This is a genomic window from Microbacterium laevaniformans, assembly GCF_016907555.1.
Lineage (GTDB): Bacteria > Actinomycetota > Actinomycetes > Actinomycetales > Microbacteriaceae > Microbacterium > Microbacterium laevaniformans.
The window spans coordinates 1,131,557-1,148,981 of record NZ_JAFBCE010000001.1 but is presented as its reverse complement, the minus strand read 5'-3'; the positions used below and the strand labels follow the sequence as shown (position 1 = coordinate 1,148,981).

The following is a 17,425-nucleotide window of genomic DNA, read 5'->3' as shown; positions in this document are numbered from 1 at the left end:
CATCTTCAGTCGGGTCAGAGCGCCGACGGGATCGTTGGCACCGGGGTCGCCACCCGCGACGACATCGATCGTCGCCGGAGTGGACGCGGGGGACGCGACGCGTCGCGCACAAGGCGCTGTACGTCGGCGGAATCGAGATCGGGCAGCATGGGAAGACCCTGCCCCCAATGGCGCAGGATCCGCTCGGCCAGCGCGGGCACGGTCGCAGCGGGGACGCCGATGGTCGTCGCCAGTCCCGCGCCTTGCAGGAGTCCAGTCAGCCAGTCGGAAGCCGTCCTCCCCGAGGCATCCAGCTGTCCGCGCAGCGCCTCCAGACGCTGCGCGGAACCCCAGCGTTCGTCGCCCGCTTCGATCAGCCGCCAGGCCGCAATGGTCACGGCGGGCAGCACCGCCATCTTGCGCAGGCCGAGCTCGGCGGACAGCTCCGTGCCGACGTACCAGGCCCGGGCGCCGTACGGGTTGCCTGGGGGCAGCTCGCCGTGGTGGCTCAGTGCCCCAGCACGGAGCACGAGGTGGCGCGCCGCGTCGCCGAGGTCGCGGTGTAGCACGTCGATCACCGCACGGCACAACGTCGGCACCAGGGCGTCTCGCAGCGGATCGCCGTCGACATCGCCGACGAACGAGCTCGCGAGGCGGAGCAGAACCTCCACGACGCCCTCGCGTTGCAGGGGATCGGGAAGGGTGGACGCCGCATCGCCGAGCAGCACGCAGGAGTCCGGCCGCAGATGCGCACCACTGACCAGACGCCGCCTTCCGGCTACGTCGGCGATGGCGACGGAGCTCGACTCGCTGCCGGTGCCGAGTGTCGTCGGCACCGCAACAAGTACCGTCGCAGGCTGCGCCATGGTGGGGCGCAGGGCCACGAATCCACTGCGCGTGCGCGCCGTCAGCCGTTCTCGAAAGCCGCGCTGCGCCCATAGCCGAGCGAGCTTGGCGGCATCCAGGAGGCTCCCCCCGCCGATCGCGACCGTCGCCGCCGACGTCGACATGAGGTCATGCAGTTGCGCGACCGTGTCCAGACCGGCGTGCGGCGCCACCCGGCGCACGACGGGATTCCTGCCCAGAGAGCTGATGACGTCGCCCACCGTAGTCAGGAACGGCGCGGATTCCGGCACACCGGAGTCGACCAGCACGGTCACGTCGCCCGCACGCGCGGTCAAAAGTGCGTGCGCGGCGGCGCTCCACGCCGTCAGTGTCGGGGCGTAACTCACGATGTGCGTGCGGCGAAGGCGGCGAGGCCGATCCGGATGCCCGAGAAGAGGGCGGCGAGGGCGTCCTCGGTCATGGTCAGAGCGGGGGCCAGCTGTATACCGGCGAGTCCGGGATGGACGATCACCCGGCCCGTCGTGCGCAGCGCGGCCACGACGTCCGGGACCTGTGCCTGTGGCAGCGCGGAGCCGTCCGACAGCGACAGGCTCAGGGCGCGGAAGCATCCCCTGCCCTGCACCCCCGTGATGCTCGGCGTCGTCGCGATCAGGTCGTCGATTGCGGTGTCGAGGCGGGCGGCGAGCCGGGCGCCGCGCGCCAGGGCGTCCAGTTCGGCGAAGCGCTGCACGGTCGCGGAGATCGCGGCGCACGATGCGGCGTTGCCGGCCTGGGTCTCGGCGTGCACGAGCACCGCCCCGGCATCGTGGAAGGTGCGCGCGACGCGCGGGGCGACCAGGATCGCCGCGATGGCGGAGGTGCCGTTGCTGAGGCCCTTCGAGGTGACCAGCAGGTCGGGTGCCCAGGGCCACTCGGAGGAGGCGAACAGGGGCCCGGTGCGGCCGAAGCCGGTGGCGACCTCATCGACCACGAGCAGGACGCCGTGGGCGTCGCGGGCCGCACCGAGCGCCTCGACGAACTCCGCCGTCAGCACGGTGTTGCCGGTGCCGAGCACGGGTTCGACGACGAGCGCGCCGATCGTGCCGCCTGCACGCGACATCAGCGCCGTCAACGCGTCGACGTCGTTCGCCGGGATGTGCCGCACCAGGCGCGTCTCGGCACCGTAGAGGCTGCGACCGAGATCTTCTCCGGTCAGGCCGAAGGCGCCATAGGTGAGGCCGTGGAAGCTCTGCTCGAGTCCGGCGACGATCTTGCGGTGGGGCATGTCGCGCAGCGCCCAGAACTGGCGGGCGATCTTGAGCACGGCGTCGTTGGCCGACCCGCCGGAGGTGGTGAAGACCACCGTGTCGAAGCGCTCGTCGGTGAGGCGGATCAGGTCCTCCGCCGCCTGTCGAGCGTAGACGTTCTCATAGCGGAACACCCCCGCGTAGGAGGAGGCCGTCGTCGCCTCGGCGATCGCTGCCGCGATCGCCGGATCCCCGTAGCCCAGATTCACGTTCCAGAGCCCGCTCGTCCCGCACACCAGCCGGCTCCCATCGGCCATCTGCACCGTGGTGCCGTGCGCCGAGACCACGCAACGCCCGTCGTCGCCGTGGGCATCCCATCCGGTCAGCGACGGCCACAACGGACGAAGGCTCCTGGCGCGCGCCACCAGCAGCGTATTGCGGTATTCGGGCGGGGTCCCCGGGATCTCGACGGCCTCCTCGATGAGGAACCCTGCGGCGTGGAGCTCGTCGCGCAGCGTCCATTGGCTGATGCTGCCGACCGAGGACTCGAAGACGCCGCCCTCGACGGCGATCTGGATCAGCCGCCGGGTGCGATCCCCGTTCGGGGTCTCGGTGAGGGTGGCCCCGTCGAGCTCAACCCTGCGCGCGGCGGCGCTCTCGGTCAGCTCGACGTTGGTCAGCACGAAGACGCCGTCGTCAGCCAGGTGCTCCCTGACCCGGTCGAAGACCCGGCGCCGTGCCGCTGCGTCGGGCAGCAGCGAGAGCGAGGTGGTGCCGACCACGACGGCCCCGAACCGGGTGTCGAAGCGGAAGTCGGTCATGTCGCCGACGACCGGTGTGCAGCGCTCGGCGAGGCGCCGGGCGTCCGTCGCCAGGCGCTCGCGGAGCAGCGCGATCATCGGTTCGGAGAGGTCCAGCGCGGTGACCGGGCGGCGCAGGGTGAGCAGCGGAAACGTGATCCTCCCGCTGCCAGCGGCGAGCTCGAGGATGGGGCCTTGGGAGCGCATCGCGGCGCGCAGGATCTCCGGGATCTCCGCGTTGTCGCCGCGGGTGATGGCGTCATAGACCCCGCTGCCGCCGACGCTGTAGAGATCGTCGCGGGACAGGGTCGCGGGCGAACCGCTCACAGGGCCACTCCCGCGCCGGCGAGCAGATCGGCTACGGCGACCACCTGTTCCCGCGGCGAGAACTCGGCCGCATCGTTCACGGAGCCGACCGTGAGCAAGGCGTCCGCCGCCGACGCGAAGGCCGGGGAGACGCCGAAGGCGCGGCCCGTGTCGGTGTCGACGAGGAAGTGCGCGTCGTCGCTGACGGCGATCGTGACCGCACGAGGCGACCCATGCGCGTGGGGGGCGAGGGCGTCGTTCACGCGCATGCCATAGCCCGAGACGCAGACGTGCTGCATCCCCCGCGCGCGCAGGGCTCGCACGGCGCTCACCGCGGTCAGGAAGCGCCGCAACTCATCGGGACGCTCGAGGATCGCATCGCCCTCGGCCGTCGGCACCGCCTTCGCGAGCGCCACGGCGTCGCGGTGGGGAGCGTGTGCGTTGAGCTCGGACCAGTGCCGATGCAGGTCGGCGAGGCGGGGTCCGTCTAGCTGTACTTCCCCGTGACGTTGTGAACGCGGGCTGAGGGGGTCTGGCCTCCGATCCCGGTGTGGGGTCTGTGGTGATTGTAGTGATGCAGCCAGGTCTCGTATGCCGCGGCTCGCTCTGCTTCGCTGGCGTAGGGCTTGGCGTAGGCCCATTCGGCGGCGAGGGTGCGGTTGAAGCGTTCGACCTTCCCGTTGGTCTGCGGCCGATACGGCTTTGTCCACTTGTGCTTCACCCCGTCGCCGAGCGCGTCCGCGAACGCGTGTGACCGGTAGCACGCGCCGTTGTCTGTCATCACGGCGGTGACCGTGACTCCGAGGCTCGCGAAGAACGCGTTCGCGCGGGTCCAGAACCCTGCCGCGGTCTCCTTGCGTTCGTCGTCGAGGATCTCCGAGTACGCGACTCTCGAGTTGTCGTCGACGGCGTGGTGCAGATACCGGTAGCCGCGGGAGCCGGCCGCTCCTGACCGTGCGGCCTTGTCACGGACGGATCCCGCGGCACGGTCCTGCGCCGATCCGCGGCCGAAGACGCGCCAGCCGCCGCCATCAGGGATCCGGCCCTGCTTCTTGATGTCGACGTGGATCAGCTGGCCCGGTCTTGCGACCTCGTACCGCTTCGGCGTCGGCTTGCGGACTGGCAGCCCGGTGGCCTGATCGATGTTCACGAGCTTCGGCATCCCATACCTGGCCAGCACCCGGCCGACCGTCGAGCGGGCAAGGCCCAGGTGATACGCGATCCGGTGCGGACCCCACCGGCGGGTGAACCGCAACGACACGATCCTCCGCTCCGTCTTCCGCGGGAGCCGGTTCGGCGAGGTCTGCGGCCTGAAGCTGCGGTCCGTCAACGGCAGCCCGGCCCGATACCGGTCGACCCACCGTTTCGCCGTCGCGGGCGAGCACTGGAACCGTTCCGCTGCCCGCCGCAACGACCAGCCCCGATCCACGACGAGGACAGCAAGACGACGACGCCCTTCCGGCGTCAAAGGCGCGTTAGCGTGAGACACGAAGACCTCCGTGGTCAGGATGCGAGTGTGGTAACCCACATCCTGCCCGGAGGTCTTCGCCTACCTCACCCGTTCACAACCTCCCGGGGAAGTACATCTAGCGGAGCACCCCAGGGTGAGGTCGACACGGCATCTTCGCCGAGCCACAGCCGGTTCGCGGGGCCGGACTGATCGAGGCCGTCACCGCTGATCGCCGGGATGTCGGCGAGCTGCACGGCCGGGTTAGTCAGGAAGTCGGGAAAGACACCGTCTACCACGCAGCTCTCGGCGTCGGCGACGAGCGTGGCCAGATCATCGGCATCCGTGATGCGGATCAGGGTCGGTCCGACGATGCTGAGGAACTCGCTGACCGCGTACGACTGCACCTGCAGTCGAAACGTGTCGCCCATGCGGACCTCCGTGCCGACCGCGTCGAACCGCCCCTGGAAGGTCGTGGCCGCGGAAGCGATGGTGGAGGACGTGGCGTGGGCGACGTCATCACGCACGAAAAGTCGCGTCGACTCGTCGACAACGCCGTGTGCCGCTGCCCTGTCGAGGGCGTCTGCGCTCTCGGCGACGACGACAGCCGCGCCGCCCGTGTCGTTGGTCAGCGGCGGAACCCCAAGCGGTTTTCCCGCGCCCACGGCCCACAGCATCAGCGTGCCAGAGCGCCGGAGGTAGGGCTGCTGCGCGGTCATCGCGTCACTCCCACGTCGCGATGTTTGGTGCCCATGACGGGTTTACTGATCTGACTGCGCATCCGGTTGATCCCCCACAATTCGTCGTTTCGACGAGATCGGTGTTGTCGTGTCGAAGGTTCACGGGCGGATCCGTCTCGCCGCGAATCCAACGGATCCGAGCGGCGCCGGAAAGCGTAGATTACGTTCGCGATCCCCGCCAGCAAGCAGATCGCACTGCTCACATAGCCCTCGACTTGCCCGTCGGCGTTCACAAAGATAAGAACGGCGTTGATGAGCAGGATGACACCCAGCAAGAGTGCCCAATATCGGATGCGCAACACGGATATCCCCCGGATTCCCTCCAAACGGACCGTCCGCTATTCCCAGATGATTGGGGTCCGCTGCGGCCCGAAGACTGGGTTCCGACCATACGTATCCGTGATCGTGAAATCCAATTCTTGGGTGCAGTTCATCAATTTCCTAGACAAAAGTCTCCATTGAAGCCAGCGGAAGTCCCAACCACAGGTATCAAGATCAAGGCTCTTCGACAAACCCAGGGCGACTAGACGGGCGCTGGGCGCTGAAAAAGGTGCCCTTAACAAGTTGTGCCATTGTCGGTGTGCGTGGGACCGCCCCGGGCATGTTCGGTGACGTGGTGGATCTCGCACCAACCGGCAGGAACGCCGCAGCCGGGGATGATGCACCCGCCGTCGCGAAGTGCGATCGCGCGACGCTGGTGCCGGTTGAAGACGCGCTCCTCGATGCCGATGGCGACGATCCTGCCGTCTGCCCGGCTGCTGATGCGCTGGACGGCACCCGCGCACGCGATGTGACGGGCGGCCGCCACGTCGACCGGCTGATCGCATCCCTGCGCGTGCGCGAAGCCCGTACCCGCGACGAGATCGTCGGCGTCGACGGAGACCACGAGAGTCGGCGCATGTCCGCCGATCGTCGGCAGGAGGCCGCTGGATGCCGCAACGCCGAGCGCCGCAGCGAGCGCATCGTGCTGTTTCTGCGCACGAGTCCGGTCGTCACGGGCCGGGAGCGGCTCATCGTCCGTCGCGGCGGGATCGTCGAAGGCGACGGCGGGGGACAGGTGCGCATCGAAGATCGTCTGCAGCTGCGCGGCCACCTCCGGCAAGAGCGTTCCGCGGATCGGAACTCCACCCGCGGTGGCCACCCCGAGCACGACCGAGCGCGTCCGCTCCGCGATCCGCTCGCGCGGCTCGGCGCCGTCCTGGTCGAGAGCGAGAGCCCAGGTCTGCGCGTGGATGCGCAGGAGTTCGGCACACGCGGGCGGTGCGGCATCCGGGCCCTCACCGCGCGCCTCGGCGACAACGATGTCCGCGGCATCCCTCCGCGCGGCAGCGGAGACGCGCGGCGCTGTCTGCTGGAGCGGACCCGTGATCGCCAGAATGCCGTCGACGCCGATGACGCCGTCGACCATCGCCGCGCGCACGGATGGGAAGGGTGCCTCGAGCACCTCACCAGTCGTCGGCGACACATCGGACCGCACCGCTGCGGCCGCCCGCTGCAACCGCGCGGCCGACCGCGGCTCGATCCGCGTGAGCGTCTGCAGCAGCTGCGTGACGTCGCGGCATCCGAGGTGCGAGGTCATCCGCTCGTCACGCACGGGGTTGTCCGAGCGTCGCATGACCTCGCCGGTCGCGTCGATCAGGAGCGCCTCGAGCAACCGGCCGACCTCGGCGATGGCGGCGATCTGCCGAGCGAGCTCACTCTCGCTCGCCCGCTCGAAGACGCGATCCTCCGACGCTCCGCGCAGCATCATGGCGGCCTGCGACCGCAGGTCGTCGAGGTGTGCTGCGAGGAGGTCCATACCCCCATTCTGCCGACGGCCTCCGACATCACAGGCTGGAAAAGTCCAGATCGAGAGAGAAAACATCACATGTCGCGTGAGAGTGTTCTCATGCGATTCATCGGCCTGCCCTAGAGTGAGCGCGACCACTGCGCCCGGGTGCGCGAGGGGAGCTGTGACATGAGAATCGACCCGCTGCACCTCGTGGACGTCACACGCCTGCGCGCGGCGTCGTTCTGGTCGGTGACGCTGCTGGTCCTCGCCCTCACCGCCGCCCGCGCCGGCGTGCGGCGCGCGATCGCGCCGGGGAGACCCACAACCTGAGGCGCCGCCCGGTTCGGGTAGAGTGGGACCGAACCACAGCAACCTTTAACACCGTCCAGAGAGGCGGAGAAGGGAGCGGCGGATGAGCACCGGTAACACGCGTACCGTGATGCAGACAGCCGACATCGCCCGCGCACTGACTCGGATCTCCCACGAGATCCTGGAGTCCAACAAGGGGGCCGATGATCTCGTCCTCCTCGGCATCCCGACCCGGGGAGTGACGCTCGCCGGACGCATCGGCGCTCTCCTCGGCGACATCTCCGGCACCTCCGTGCCGGTCGGTGCCCTCGACGTCACGATGTACCGCGACGACCTGCACCGCAATCCCACGCGGACTCCCCGCCCGACGCAGATCCCGGCCGGAGGCGTCGACGGCAAGACCATCGTCCTGGTCGACGACGTGCTCTTCTCCGGACGCAGCATCCGTGCGGCCCTCGACGCGCTCGGCGACATCGGGCGGCCGGCCGCCGTGCGGCTCGCGATCCTCGTCGACCGCGGGCACCGCGAGCTGCCGATCCGGCCCGACTTCGTCGGCAAGAACCTCCCGAGCGCGCGCAGCGAGCGCGTCAACGTGCACCTGGCCGACGTCGACGGCATCGAAGAGGTGACGATCGCGTCATGAGGCACCTGCTCGACACCCGGACGCTCTCCCGAGAGGATGCCCTGCGCATCCTCGACGTCGCCGAGGACATGCGCGACACCCAGTCGCGCGAGATCAAGAAGCTGCCGACCCTGCGCGGCAAGACGATCGTCAACCTCTTCTTCGAGGATTCCACCCGCACCCGCATCTCGTTCGAGGCAGCGGCCAAGCGCCTGTCGGCCGACGTGATCAACTTCTCCGCCAAGGGCTCCAGCGTCAGCAAGGGGGAGTCGCTGCAGGACACCGCCCAGACGCTGCAGGCGATGGGGGCGGATGCCGTGGTCATCCGTCACGGCGCCTCCGGTGCTCCGCAGACGCTCGCGACCAGCGGATGGATCACCGCCGGCGTCGTCAACGCCGGAGACGGCACCCACGAGCACCCGACACAGGCGCTCCTGGACGCGTTCACCATCCGCAAGCGCCGCTTCGGCGACGACAGCCGAGGCCGCGACCTCGCCGGTGTGCGGGTCGCGATCGTGGGGGACATCCTGCACTCGCGCGTCGCCCGCTCCAACGTGTGGCTGCTGCACACGCTCGGGGCCCAGGTCACCCTCGTCGCTCCGCCGACGCTGGTTCCACAGGACGTGTCGCGATGGCCGGCTCGCGTCGTCTACGACCTCGACGAGGCACTGGCGGCACGCCCCGACGCCGTCATGATGCTGCGAATCCAGCTGGAACGCATGAGCGCGGCGTATTTCCCGACTGAACGGGAGTATTCCCGTCGATGGGGACTGGACGCGAGGCGTCTGGCCACTCTGGCGGACGGTAGCATTGTGATGCACCCGGGCCCCATGAACCGGGGCTTGGAGATCTCCGCCGACGCCGCCGATTCCCCCCGATCGACCGTGCTCGAGCAGGTCGCGAACGGCGTGTCGGTGCGGATGGCGGTGCTGTACCTGGTGCTGGCCGGAGAACGTTCCGGCGAGCGCGACACGAACGCAGAGGAGCACACCCCGTGACGGTTCGACACCCCTCTGCGCGCGCGACGATCATCCGCGGGGCCCGTATCGGCGACGGGGCGACGACGGATCTCCTTCTCGAAGACGGCCGGATCAGTCAGGTCGGCAGCGGCCTGAGCCGCGCCGGCGCCGACATCGTGGATGCCGACGGCCTGATCGCCCTGCCGGGCCTGGTCGATCTGCACGTGCACTTGCGCGAGCCCGGCTACGAGGCGTCGGAGACGGTGCTCACCGGCTCGCGCGCCGCGGCCGCCGGTGGCTTCACGACCGTTTTCGCCATGCCGAACACCTCGCCCGTCGCCGACACCGCCGGCGTCGTCGAGCAGGAGCTCGCCCTCGGCGAAGCGGCCGGCTACGTGCACGTGCAGCCGATCGGCGCCGTGACCGTCGGCCAGAAGGGCGAGCGGCTCGCGGAGCTCGGTGCGATGGCGTCCTCGCGGGCCCGCGTGCGCGTCTTCAGCGACGACGGCTTCTGCGTCTTCGACCCGCTCATCATGCGTCGCGCACTCGAATACGTGAAGGCATTCGACGGCGTCGTCGCCCAGCACGCGCAGGACCCCCGCTTGACCGAGGGCGCCCAGATGAACGAGGGCTCCGTGTCGGCCGAGCTCGGCCTGACCGGATGGCCGGCGGTCGCCGAGGAGTCGATCATCGCCCGTGACGTCCTTCTCGCCGAGCACGTGGGCTCGCGCCTGCACGTGTGCCACCTCTCGACGGCCGGTTCGGTCGACATCATCCGCTGGGCCAAGAAGCGCGGGGTGAACGTGACCGCCGAAGTCACCCCCCACCACCTGCTGCTGACCGAGGAGCTCGTGCGCGGCTATGACGCCCGCTACAAGGTCAATCCGCCGCTGCGGCGCGACGAGGACGTGCAGGCGGTGCGCGAAGGCCTCGCGGACGGCACGATCGACATCGTCGCGACCGACCACGCGCCGCATCCGGCGGAGGCGAAGTCGTGCGAGTGGCAGGCGGCGGCCAACGGCATGGTCGGGCTGGAATCCGCCCTGCGCGTCGTGCACCAGGCGATGGTGCAGACGGGGATGCTGTCCTGGGACGACGTGGCCCGCGTGATGTCGGCCGCCCCGGCGCGCATCGGACGGCTCGACGACGCCGGCACGCCGCTGGCGGTGGGAGCTGCGGCATCCCTCACGCTGTACGACCCCGCCCCGGTGCGGACGTTCGGCCGCGACGACCTGAGGGGACGCAGCATCAACTCGCCCTACCTCGGACGGGAGCTTCCCGGCGAGGTGCGGTGGACGTTCTTCCGCGGAGCCGCGACGGTCACCGACGGCGTCGTGGCCCCGACCATGGGGGAGGAGCGCGCATGAACCGCGAAGGTGCCCTTCTCGTCATGATCGCCGTCGCAGTCGCCCTGCTGGCGCTGGGAGCATTCGCCTGGCGACGACGATCGCGGCGGGATGCCGGGATCACCGCCCCCTTCGGGGAGGTGCCGGATGCCGCCGCCGTCCAGACCGTGGCGACCGGCTTCTACGTCGCCACGACCAGGCACGGCGACGCGCTCGAACGGCTCGCCATCCGCGGACTGGGCTTCCGCTCTCGCGTCGACGTCACGGTCACCGACCGGGGCGTCGCGCTCGACCTCGTCGGTCAGCCGCGGATGTTCGTCGCCACCGCGAGCATCGACTCGGTCGGCCTGGCCACCACGGCCATCGACCGCGTCGTCGAGCCGGGCGGTCTCGTCCGCCTCTCGTGGCGCGCCGAGCGCACCGACGGAACGTCCGAGACGGTCGACAGCTACCTCCGCCCGCAGGACCAGTCCGCTCAGGGGCTCGCCGCTGCGATCACCGCCATCCTGCCGCCCTCCACCGCGACAGATCAGACCTCCACACCTTCGACGGGAAACGCCGCATGACCTTCTTGCTCGACCCCGCCGTCCTCGTCCTCGAAGACGGTTCACGCCACCCCGGACGCGCGTACGGCGCGCGGGGCACCACTCTCGGCGAGGTGGTCTTCTCCACCGGGATGACCGGATACCAGGAGACGCTCACCGACCCCTCCTACGCGGGACAGATCGTCCTGCAGACCGCGCCGCACATCGGCAACACCGGCATGAACGGCGAAGACCCCGAGTCGCGCCGCATCTGGGTCGCCGGCTACATCGTGCGCGACCCCTCGCGTGTCGTGTCCAACTGGCGCGCCGACGAGTCGCTCGACGACGCGCTCGTGCGCGACGGCATCGTCGGCATCGCCGGCGTCGACACCCGCGCGGTCACGCGCGTACTGCGCTCGTCGGGTTCCATGCGCGGCGGCGTGTTCTCCGGAGAGGCCGCGACGCTCGACCCCGAGGAGCAGCTGCGCATCGTGCGGGAGGCACCGCAGATGGCGGGACAGAACCTGTCGGCTGAGGTGTCGGTCCGCGAGGTCGAGGTCACGCCCGCAGCAGAGAACGTCGAACGCCTCGGCGCGCTCGCGGTCCTCGATCTCGGTGTCAAGCGCGCGACCGTGCTGAACCTCGCGGCCCGCGGGTTCGACGTGCACGTGCTGCCGCAGTCGGTCACGATCGACGAGATCCGCGCGATCGATCCGGTGGCGGTGTTCTACTCGAACGGTCCGGGTGACCCGGCGGCATCCGACGACCACGTCACGCTGCTGCGCAACGTGCTCGACGACGGCCTGCCCTTCTTCGGCATCTGCTTCGGCAACCAGCTGCTCGGCCGCGCCCTCGGCTTCGGCACCTACAAGCTGCCGTTCGGACACCGCGGCATCAACCAGCCGGTGCTCGACAAGCAGACCGGCCGGGTGGAGATCACCGCCCACAACCACGGCTTCGCCGTCGATGCACCGCTGGAGGGCGAGACCCTCAGCCCGAACGGCTACGGCCGCGTCGAGGTGAGCCACGTCGGGCTCAACGACAACGTCGTCGAGGGGCTGCGCGCCCTCGACATCCCGGCGTTCAGCGTGCAGTACCACCCCGAGGCCGCCGGCGGCCCGCACGACGCCAACTACCTCTTCGACCGCTTCGCCGACATGGTGCGGTCGCACCGCGCCGCGGCATCCAGCCATGTCCCACTTTCTGCTGCCTCCGCAGGCTCCGGAGAGCACCAATCGGGACATCAAGGGACAGAAGTGGGACACGCACAGCAAGAAGTGGGACACGAAGGAGAGGGCAAGAACTGATGCCCAAGCGCGACGACATCAAGAGCGTCCTCGTCATCGGCTCCGGCCCGATCGTGATCGGTCAAGCCTGTGAATTCGACTACTCGGGAACCCAGGCCTGCCGCGTGCTGCGCGAGGAGGGCGTGCGCGTCATCCTCGTGAACTCGAACCCGGCGACGATCATGACCGACCCCGACTTCGCGGACGCGACCTACATCGAACCCATCACGCCCGCCGTGATCGAAACGATCATCCAGAAGGAGAAGCCGGACGCGATCCTGCCGACCCTCGGCGGACAGACGGCCCTCAACGCGGCGATGGCCCTTCACGAGCAGGGGATCCTCGAAAAGTACGACGTCGAGCTCATCGGCGCCAAGGTCGACGCCATCCGCAAGGGTGAGGACCGTCAGATCTTCAAGCAGCTCGTGCTGGATGCCGGTGCCGACGTCGCCCGCAGCGTCATCTGCCACACGATGGACGACCTGATCGCCGGCGCCGCCGAGCTCGGCTACCCCCTCGTCGTGCGGCCCTCGTTCACAATGGGCGGCCTCGGCTCGGGCTTCGCCTACGACGAGGACGACCTCCGCCGCATCGGCGGCGCCGGCCTGCGCGACTCGCCGACCACCGAGGTGCTCCTGGAGGAGTCGATCCTCGGGTGGAAGGAGTACGAGCTCGAGCTCATGCGCGACATGGCCGACAACACCGTCGTCGTCTGCTCGATCGAGAACGTCGACCCCGTCGGCGTGCACACGGGCGACTCGATCACGGTGGCGCCCGCGCTGACCCTCACCGACCGCGAGTACCAGAAGCTCCGTGACATCGGCATCGACATCATCCGCGCCGTCGGCGTGGACACCGGCGGCTGCAACATCCAGTTCGCCGTCGACCCGGCATCCGGACGCATCATCGTCATCGAGATGAACCCGCGCGTCTCGCGCTCGTCGGCGCTCGCGTCGAAGGCGACGGGATTCCCGATCGCCAAGCTCGCCGCGAAGCTCGCCATCGGCTACCGCCTCGACGAGGTTCCCAACGACATCACCCAGGCGACGCCGGCGAGCTTCGAGCCGACGCTCGACTACGTCGTCGTCAAGGTGCCCCGCTTCAACTTCGAGAAGTTCCCGAACGCCGACGCGACGCTGACCACCACCATGAAGTCGGTCGGCGAGGCGATGGCCATCGGCCGCAACTACACGACGGCGTTGCAGAAGGCGCTGCGCTCGCTGGAGAAGCGGGGATCGAGCTTCCACTGGGGCGAGGAGCCCCGCTCGGTGGAGGAGCTGCTGGAGATCGCGAAGACGCCGACCGACGGCCGCATCGTGACGCTCCAGCAGGCGATGCGCAAGGGCGCCACGATCGCGCAGGCCTTCGAGGCCACCAAGATCGACCCGTGGTTCCTGGACCAGATGGCCCTCATCAACGAGGTCGCTGCGTTCGTGCAGGCGGCGCCCGAGCTGGATGCCGCGACGCTGCGTCTCGCGAAGGAGCACGGCTTCAGCGACGCCCAACTCGCGCAGCTGCGCGGCGTCACGGAGGCGGAGATCCGCGGAGTGCGCTATGGCCTCGGCATCCGCCCGGTGTACAAGACGGTCGACACGTGCGCGGGGGAGTTCCCGGCGCTCACGCCGTACCACTACTCGAGCTACGACCACGAGACCGAAGTCACGCCGAGCGAGCGCACCAAGGTCGTCATCATCGGCTCGGGGCCCAACCGCATCGGTCAGGGCGTCGAGTTCGACTACTCCTGCGTGCACGCCTCCTTCGCCCTCTCGGATGCCGGCTACGAGACGATCATGGTCAACTGCAACCCGGAGACGGTGTCGACCGACTACGACACGAGCGACCGGCTCTACTTCGAGCCGCTGACGCTGGAGGACGTGCTCGAAGTGCTGCACGCCGAGGCGAAGTCGGGAACCATCCTGGGCGTCGTCTGTCAGCTCGGCGGCCAGACGCCGCTGGGCCTAGCGAAGGGCATCGAGGAGGCCGGGTACACGATCCTGGGAACCTCGCCCGCCGCGATCGACATCGCCGAGGAGCGCGAGCTGTTCTCGCAGCTGCTCGACCGGGCCGGACTGATCGCCCCGCGTCATGACACCGCCATCGACGAGGCGGGCGCCGTCGCGATCGCCGAAGAGATCGGCTACCCCGTGCTCGTGCGCCCCAGCTTCGTGCTCGGTGGCCGTGGAATGGAGATCGTCTACGACACCGAGAGCCTGCGCGACTACTTCGTCCGCACCGCCGGCGAGGTCGTCATCGAAGAGGGCAAGCCGCTGCTGGTCGACCGCTTCCTCGACGACGCGATCGAGCTCGACGTCGATGCGCTCTACGACGGTAACGAGCTCTACATCGGCGGCGTCATGGAGCACCTGGAGGAGGCCGGCATCCACTCCGGCGACTCGTCGTGCACGCTGCCGCCGATCTCGCTCGGTCGCACCGAGATCGACCGCGTCCGTGCCGCGACTCATGCGATCGCGGAAGGCGTCGGTGTCCGCGGACTGCTGAACGTGCAGTTCGCCGTCTCGGCCGGGGTCCTCTACGTCATCGAGGCGAACCCGCGGGCTTCGCGCACCGTGCCGTTCGTGTCGAAGGCGCTCGGCATTCCGCTCGCCAAGGCCGCCTCGCGCATCATGGCGGGCGCCACCGTGGCCGAGCTGAAGGCCGAGGGGCTGCTTCCGCTCGTGGACGGATCGCGCGTGCCGCTGGATGCCCCCGTCGCTGTCAAGGAGGCCGTGCTGCCGTTCAAGCGTTTCCGCACCGCCGACGGCCACACCGTCGACTCGGTGCTGGGCCCGGAGATGCGCTCCACCGGCGAGGTCATGGGCATCGACCGCGACTTCCCGACGGCGTTCGCGAAGAGCCAGGCCGCGGCGTACGGCGGCATGCCGACGTCGGGGACCGTGTTCCTGTCGGTCGCCGATGACGACAAGCGTGCCGTCATCCTGCCGGCCCACCGCCTGCAGGAGCTCGGCTTCCGCCTCATCGCGACCGAGGGCACCGCCGAGATCCTGGCCCGTAACGGCATCCGCGTCGGTGTGGTGGGCAAGTACTCCGAAACGCAGGAGTCCGGCGAGCGCAACGTCGTCGATCTCATCAACGCCGGGGAGATCGACATCGTCGTGAACACCCCGTCCGGAGGAATCGCCCGTGCCGACGGGTACGAGATCCGCGCGGCGGCGGTGGCGGCCGACAAGGCACTGTTCACCACGATGGCCGTCCTGGGCGCCGCCGTGAGCGCACTGCCCGTCCTGCGTGAAGGCTTCTCGGTGCGCAGCCTCCAGGAGTATGCGCGCGACCGGTCGGACGCTCTCGCCGCCGCCGAGCAGCGGGCGGCCGTGTGATCTCGTCCGGTTCTCGACTGCCGTTCGGCTCTCGACTTCAGAAGGCCGTCGCGGCGCGCGGACGCCTGTGCGTCGGCATCGACCCCCACGAAGCGCTCCTGCGCGAGTGGGGTCTCGGTGTCGACGCCGCCGGCGTCCGCGAGTTCGGGCTGCGCACGGTGGATGCCGCGGCATCCACCGTCGCCGTCGTGAAGCCCCAGGTCTCGTTCTTCGAGCGATTCGGCTCGGCCGGCTACGCCGCCCTCGAAGAGGTGATGGCGGCGGCGCGCGCCGCGGGTCTGCTGGTGATCGCCGACGCCAAGCGGGGCGACATCGGCACCACGATGGACGCGTACGCCGCGGCGTGGCTCACGCCCGGCTCTGCGCTGGAGGCCGATGCGCTGACCGTCAGCCCGTATCTGGGCGTGGGTGCACTGTCGTCGACGTTCGCGTACGCGCTCGCGCACGACAAGGGCGTCTTCGTCCTCGCCGCCACCAGCAATCCCGAAGCCGCGGGACTGCAGTCCGCCCGGCGTGGGCAGGAGACGGTGGCCGCGACGGTGGCCGCCGAGGTCGTCGCCGCTGATCCGACGGGTGCCGACGAGTGGGCGTCGCTGGGGCTCGTCGTCGGTGCGACGGTCGATCTCGCCGCGCTCGGGCTGCGTGCGTTCGAGCGTCCGGTTCCGCTTCTGGCGCCGGGCTTCGGCGCGCAGGGGGCGCAGCCGGCCGACCTCCCGCGTGTTTTCGGCGATCTCGCCGCGGCCGTCATCGCGAGCGAGAGCCGCAGCATCCTCTCGGCCGGCCCGGAGGGCCTCGCCGCACGCATCGCGGAGCGCGCAGAGCTGTACCGTGGAAGATCCCATGGCTGATTCCCGCACTCCTCCCGAGGTCGACCGCGTCGCGGCATCCCGTCGCGCTGTCGCGGCCCGACGCGAGCGCGCCGCGCTCAAACACGATGTCGCGATGCGCGTCATCACGCCGCAGGAACTGCTGCAGCGCGCCCTCGACGCCCCCGACTCGCCCGCCGGTGCGATGCGGATCACCGAGTTCCTGACGGCGCTGCCCGCCATCGGCGAGGGCAAGCGCGACCGCGTGCTCGCCGAGCTCGAGATCGCGCCCGTGAAGCGGCTCGGCGGACTCGGGACGCGCCAGCGCGCCGCGCTCACGGCGTGGCTCGACGGCCGCTTCCCGCCGCTCCAGCCGCGCAGCGGCCGCAGCCGCCTCATCGTTTTGGCCGGCCCGACGGCCGTCGGCAAGGGCACCGTCGCCGCGTACATCAAGGATCACCACCCCGAGATCCTGCTGTCGGTGTCGGCGACCACGCGCGCACCGCGCCCGGGAGAGGTCGACGGCGAGCACTACTTCTTCGTGGACGATGACGGTTTCGACGCCCTCATCGCCGACGACGCCCTCCTCGAGCACGCGACGGTCCACAACGCGTTCCGTTACGGCACGCCGCGCGCGCCCATCGAGAAGGCGCTGGCGGAGGGGCGCACGGTGCTCCTTGAGATCGACCTGCAGGGTGCCCGCCAGGTGCGCGCTGCCGCCCCGGACGCGACCCTCGTGTTCCTGACCCCGCCGAGCTGGGACGAGCTGGTCAACCGCCTCGTCGGGCGCGGCACGGAAGGTCCGGAGGAGCGGGCGCGCCGCCTCAAGACGGCGAAGGTCGAGCTGGCCGCGCAAGGGGAGTTCGATTACCGCGTCGTCAACGACGACGTCGCCCGCGCCGCCGCCGAGATCGCCGCGCTCGCGCGCTGAGTCGGCGGGTTCATCCGTCCGCAGCCGCCGCCTCGACCACCCCGAAGCGGCGTGTCGGGACGGATGAACGGCATTCAGCAACGGCAAACATCGATGAGCTCGGCGCCGGCGCGGCGCTGATAGAATGAAAAGATGCCGCGGCATCCTGCGGCCACGATTTCTCCCGCGTGGGCATTCCCCGCGAGTTTTCCC

The 17,425-nt window shown here is 69.8% G+C and carries 15 protein-coding genes; 9 read left to right on the top strand and 6 right to left on the bottom strand.

Annotated features, from left to right (window positions below; all coding sequences use genetic code 11):
- Window positions 1–14 precede the first annotated feature (14 nt).
- The 6 genes from mpaC to JOE53_RS05330 all read right to left on the bottom strand — a co-directional run bounded on the left by mpaC (window position 15) and on the right by JOE53_RS05330 (window position 7,142).
- Window positions 15–1,211: a daptide-type RiPP biosynthesis dehydogenase gene (gene mpaC / locus JOE53_RS05355; RefSeq protein WP_204946998.1), complete on the bottom strand. Its 1,197-nt coding sequence runs from the start codon at window positions 1,209–1,211 to the stop codon at window positions 15–17.
- Window positions 1,208–3,178, bottom strand: a complete 1,971-nt coding sequence (gene mpaD, locus JOE53_RS05350; protein WP_204946997.1) for a daptide-type RiPP biosynthesis aminotransferase — start codon at window positions 3,176–3,178, stop codon at window positions 1,208–1,210. Before mpaD ends, mpaC begins: the two co-directional genes overlap by 4 nt.
- Window positions 3,175–3,573, bottom strand: coding sequence for a hypothetical protein (locus tag JOE53_RS05345; protein ID WP_204946996.1), 399 nt, complete (start codon window positions 3,571–3,573; stop codon window positions 3,175–3,177). The genes mpaD and JOE53_RS05345 overlap by 4 nt, the downstream gene beginning before the upstream one ends.
- Before the next feature lie 71 nt (window positions 3,574–3,644).
- Window positions 3,645–4,646 (bottom strand): IS481 family transposase, encoded by a 1,002-nt coding sequence (locus JOE53_RS05340; protein WP_157557070.1) that lies wholly within the window; start codon window positions 4,644–4,646, stop codon window positions 3,645–3,647.
- 65 nt (window positions 4,647–4,711) lie between these two features.
- Window positions 4,712–5,323, bottom strand: coding sequence for a daptide biosynthesis RiPP recognition protein (gene mpaB / locus JOE53_RS05335; protein ID WP_204946995.1), 612 nt, complete (start codon window positions 5,321–5,323; stop codon window positions 4,712–4,714).
- Between the two features lie 577 nt (window positions 5,324–5,900).
- On the bottom strand, window positions 5,901–7,142 hold the full coding sequence (locus JOE53_RS05330) for an HNH endonuclease signature motif containing protein (RefSeq protein ID WP_233449491.1): 1,242 nt from the start codon (window positions 7,140–7,142) through the stop codon (window positions 5,901–5,903).
- A gap of 159 nt (window positions 7,143–7,301) precedes the next feature.
- Here JOE53_RS05330 and JOE53_RS05325 point away from each other — a divergent pair, with 159 nt between their 5' ends.
- From JOE53_RS05325 to gmk, 9 genes are all read left to right on the top strand, one after another.
- A complete protein-coding gene (locus tag JOE53_RS05325) occupies window positions 7,302–7,445 on the top strand; it encodes a hypothetical protein (protein ID WP_155947559.1) in 144 nt (47 codons plus the stop codon).
- 82 nt (window positions 7,446–7,527) lie between these two features.
- Window positions 7,528–8,067 carry a bifunctional pyr operon transcriptional regulator/uracil phosphoribosyltransferase PyrR gene (pyrR, locus tag JOE53_RS05320; RefSeq protein ID WP_204946993.1) on the top strand — a complete coding sequence of 180 codons (540 nt, stop codon included), beginning with the start codon at window positions 7,528–7,530 and terminating at the stop codon, window positions 8,065–8,067.
- Window positions 8,064–9,044, top strand: a complete 981-nt coding sequence (locus JOE53_RS05315) for an aspartate carbamoyltransferase catalytic subunit (RefSeq protein WP_204946992.1) — start codon at window positions 8,064–8,066, stop codon at window positions 9,042–9,044. The genes pyrR and JOE53_RS05315 overlap by 4 nt, the downstream gene beginning before the upstream one ends.
- Window positions 9,041–10,372, top strand: a complete 1,332-nt coding sequence (locus tag JOE53_RS05310) for a dihydroorotase (RefSeq protein ID WP_204946991.1) — start codon at window positions 9,041–9,043, stop codon at window positions 10,370–10,372. Before JOE53_RS05315 ends, JOE53_RS05310 begins: the two co-directional genes overlap by 4 nt.
- On the top strand, window positions 10,369–10,917 hold the full coding sequence (locus tag JOE53_RS05305) for a PH-like domain-containing protein (RefSeq protein WP_204946990.1): 549 nt from the start codon (window positions 10,369–10,371) through the stop codon (window positions 10,915–10,917). The genes JOE53_RS05310 and JOE53_RS05305 overlap by 4 nt, the downstream gene beginning before the upstream one ends.
- Window positions 10,914–12,182, top strand: coding sequence for a glutamine-hydrolyzing carbamoyl-phosphate synthase small subunit (carA, locus tag JOE53_RS05300; protein ID WP_233449490.1), 1,269 nt, complete (start codon window positions 10,914–10,916; stop codon window positions 12,180–12,182). Before JOE53_RS05305 ends, carA begins: the two co-directional genes overlap by 4 nt.
- Window positions 12,182–15,496 (top strand): carbamoyl-phosphate synthase large subunit, encoded by a 3,315-nt coding sequence (carB, locus tag JOE53_RS05295; protein ID WP_204946989.1) that lies wholly within the window; start codon window positions 12,182–12,184, stop codon window positions 15,494–15,496. The genes carA and carB overlap by 1 nt, the downstream gene beginning before the upstream one ends.
- Complete coding sequence (gene pyrF / locus JOE53_RS05290; RefSeq protein ID WP_197017295.1) at window positions 15,493–16,344, top strand: orotidine-5'-phosphate decarboxylase; 852 nt, start codon at window positions 15,493–15,495, stop codon at window positions 16,342–16,344. Before carB ends, pyrF begins: the two co-directional genes overlap by 4 nt.
- Window positions 16,337–17,233, top strand: coding sequence for a guanylate kinase (gene gmk / locus JOE53_RS05285; protein ID WP_204946988.1), 897 nt, complete (start codon window positions 16,337–16,339; stop codon window positions 17,231–17,233). Before pyrF ends, gmk begins: the two co-directional genes overlap by 8 nt.
- Window positions 17,234–17,425: the final 192 nt, after the last annotated feature.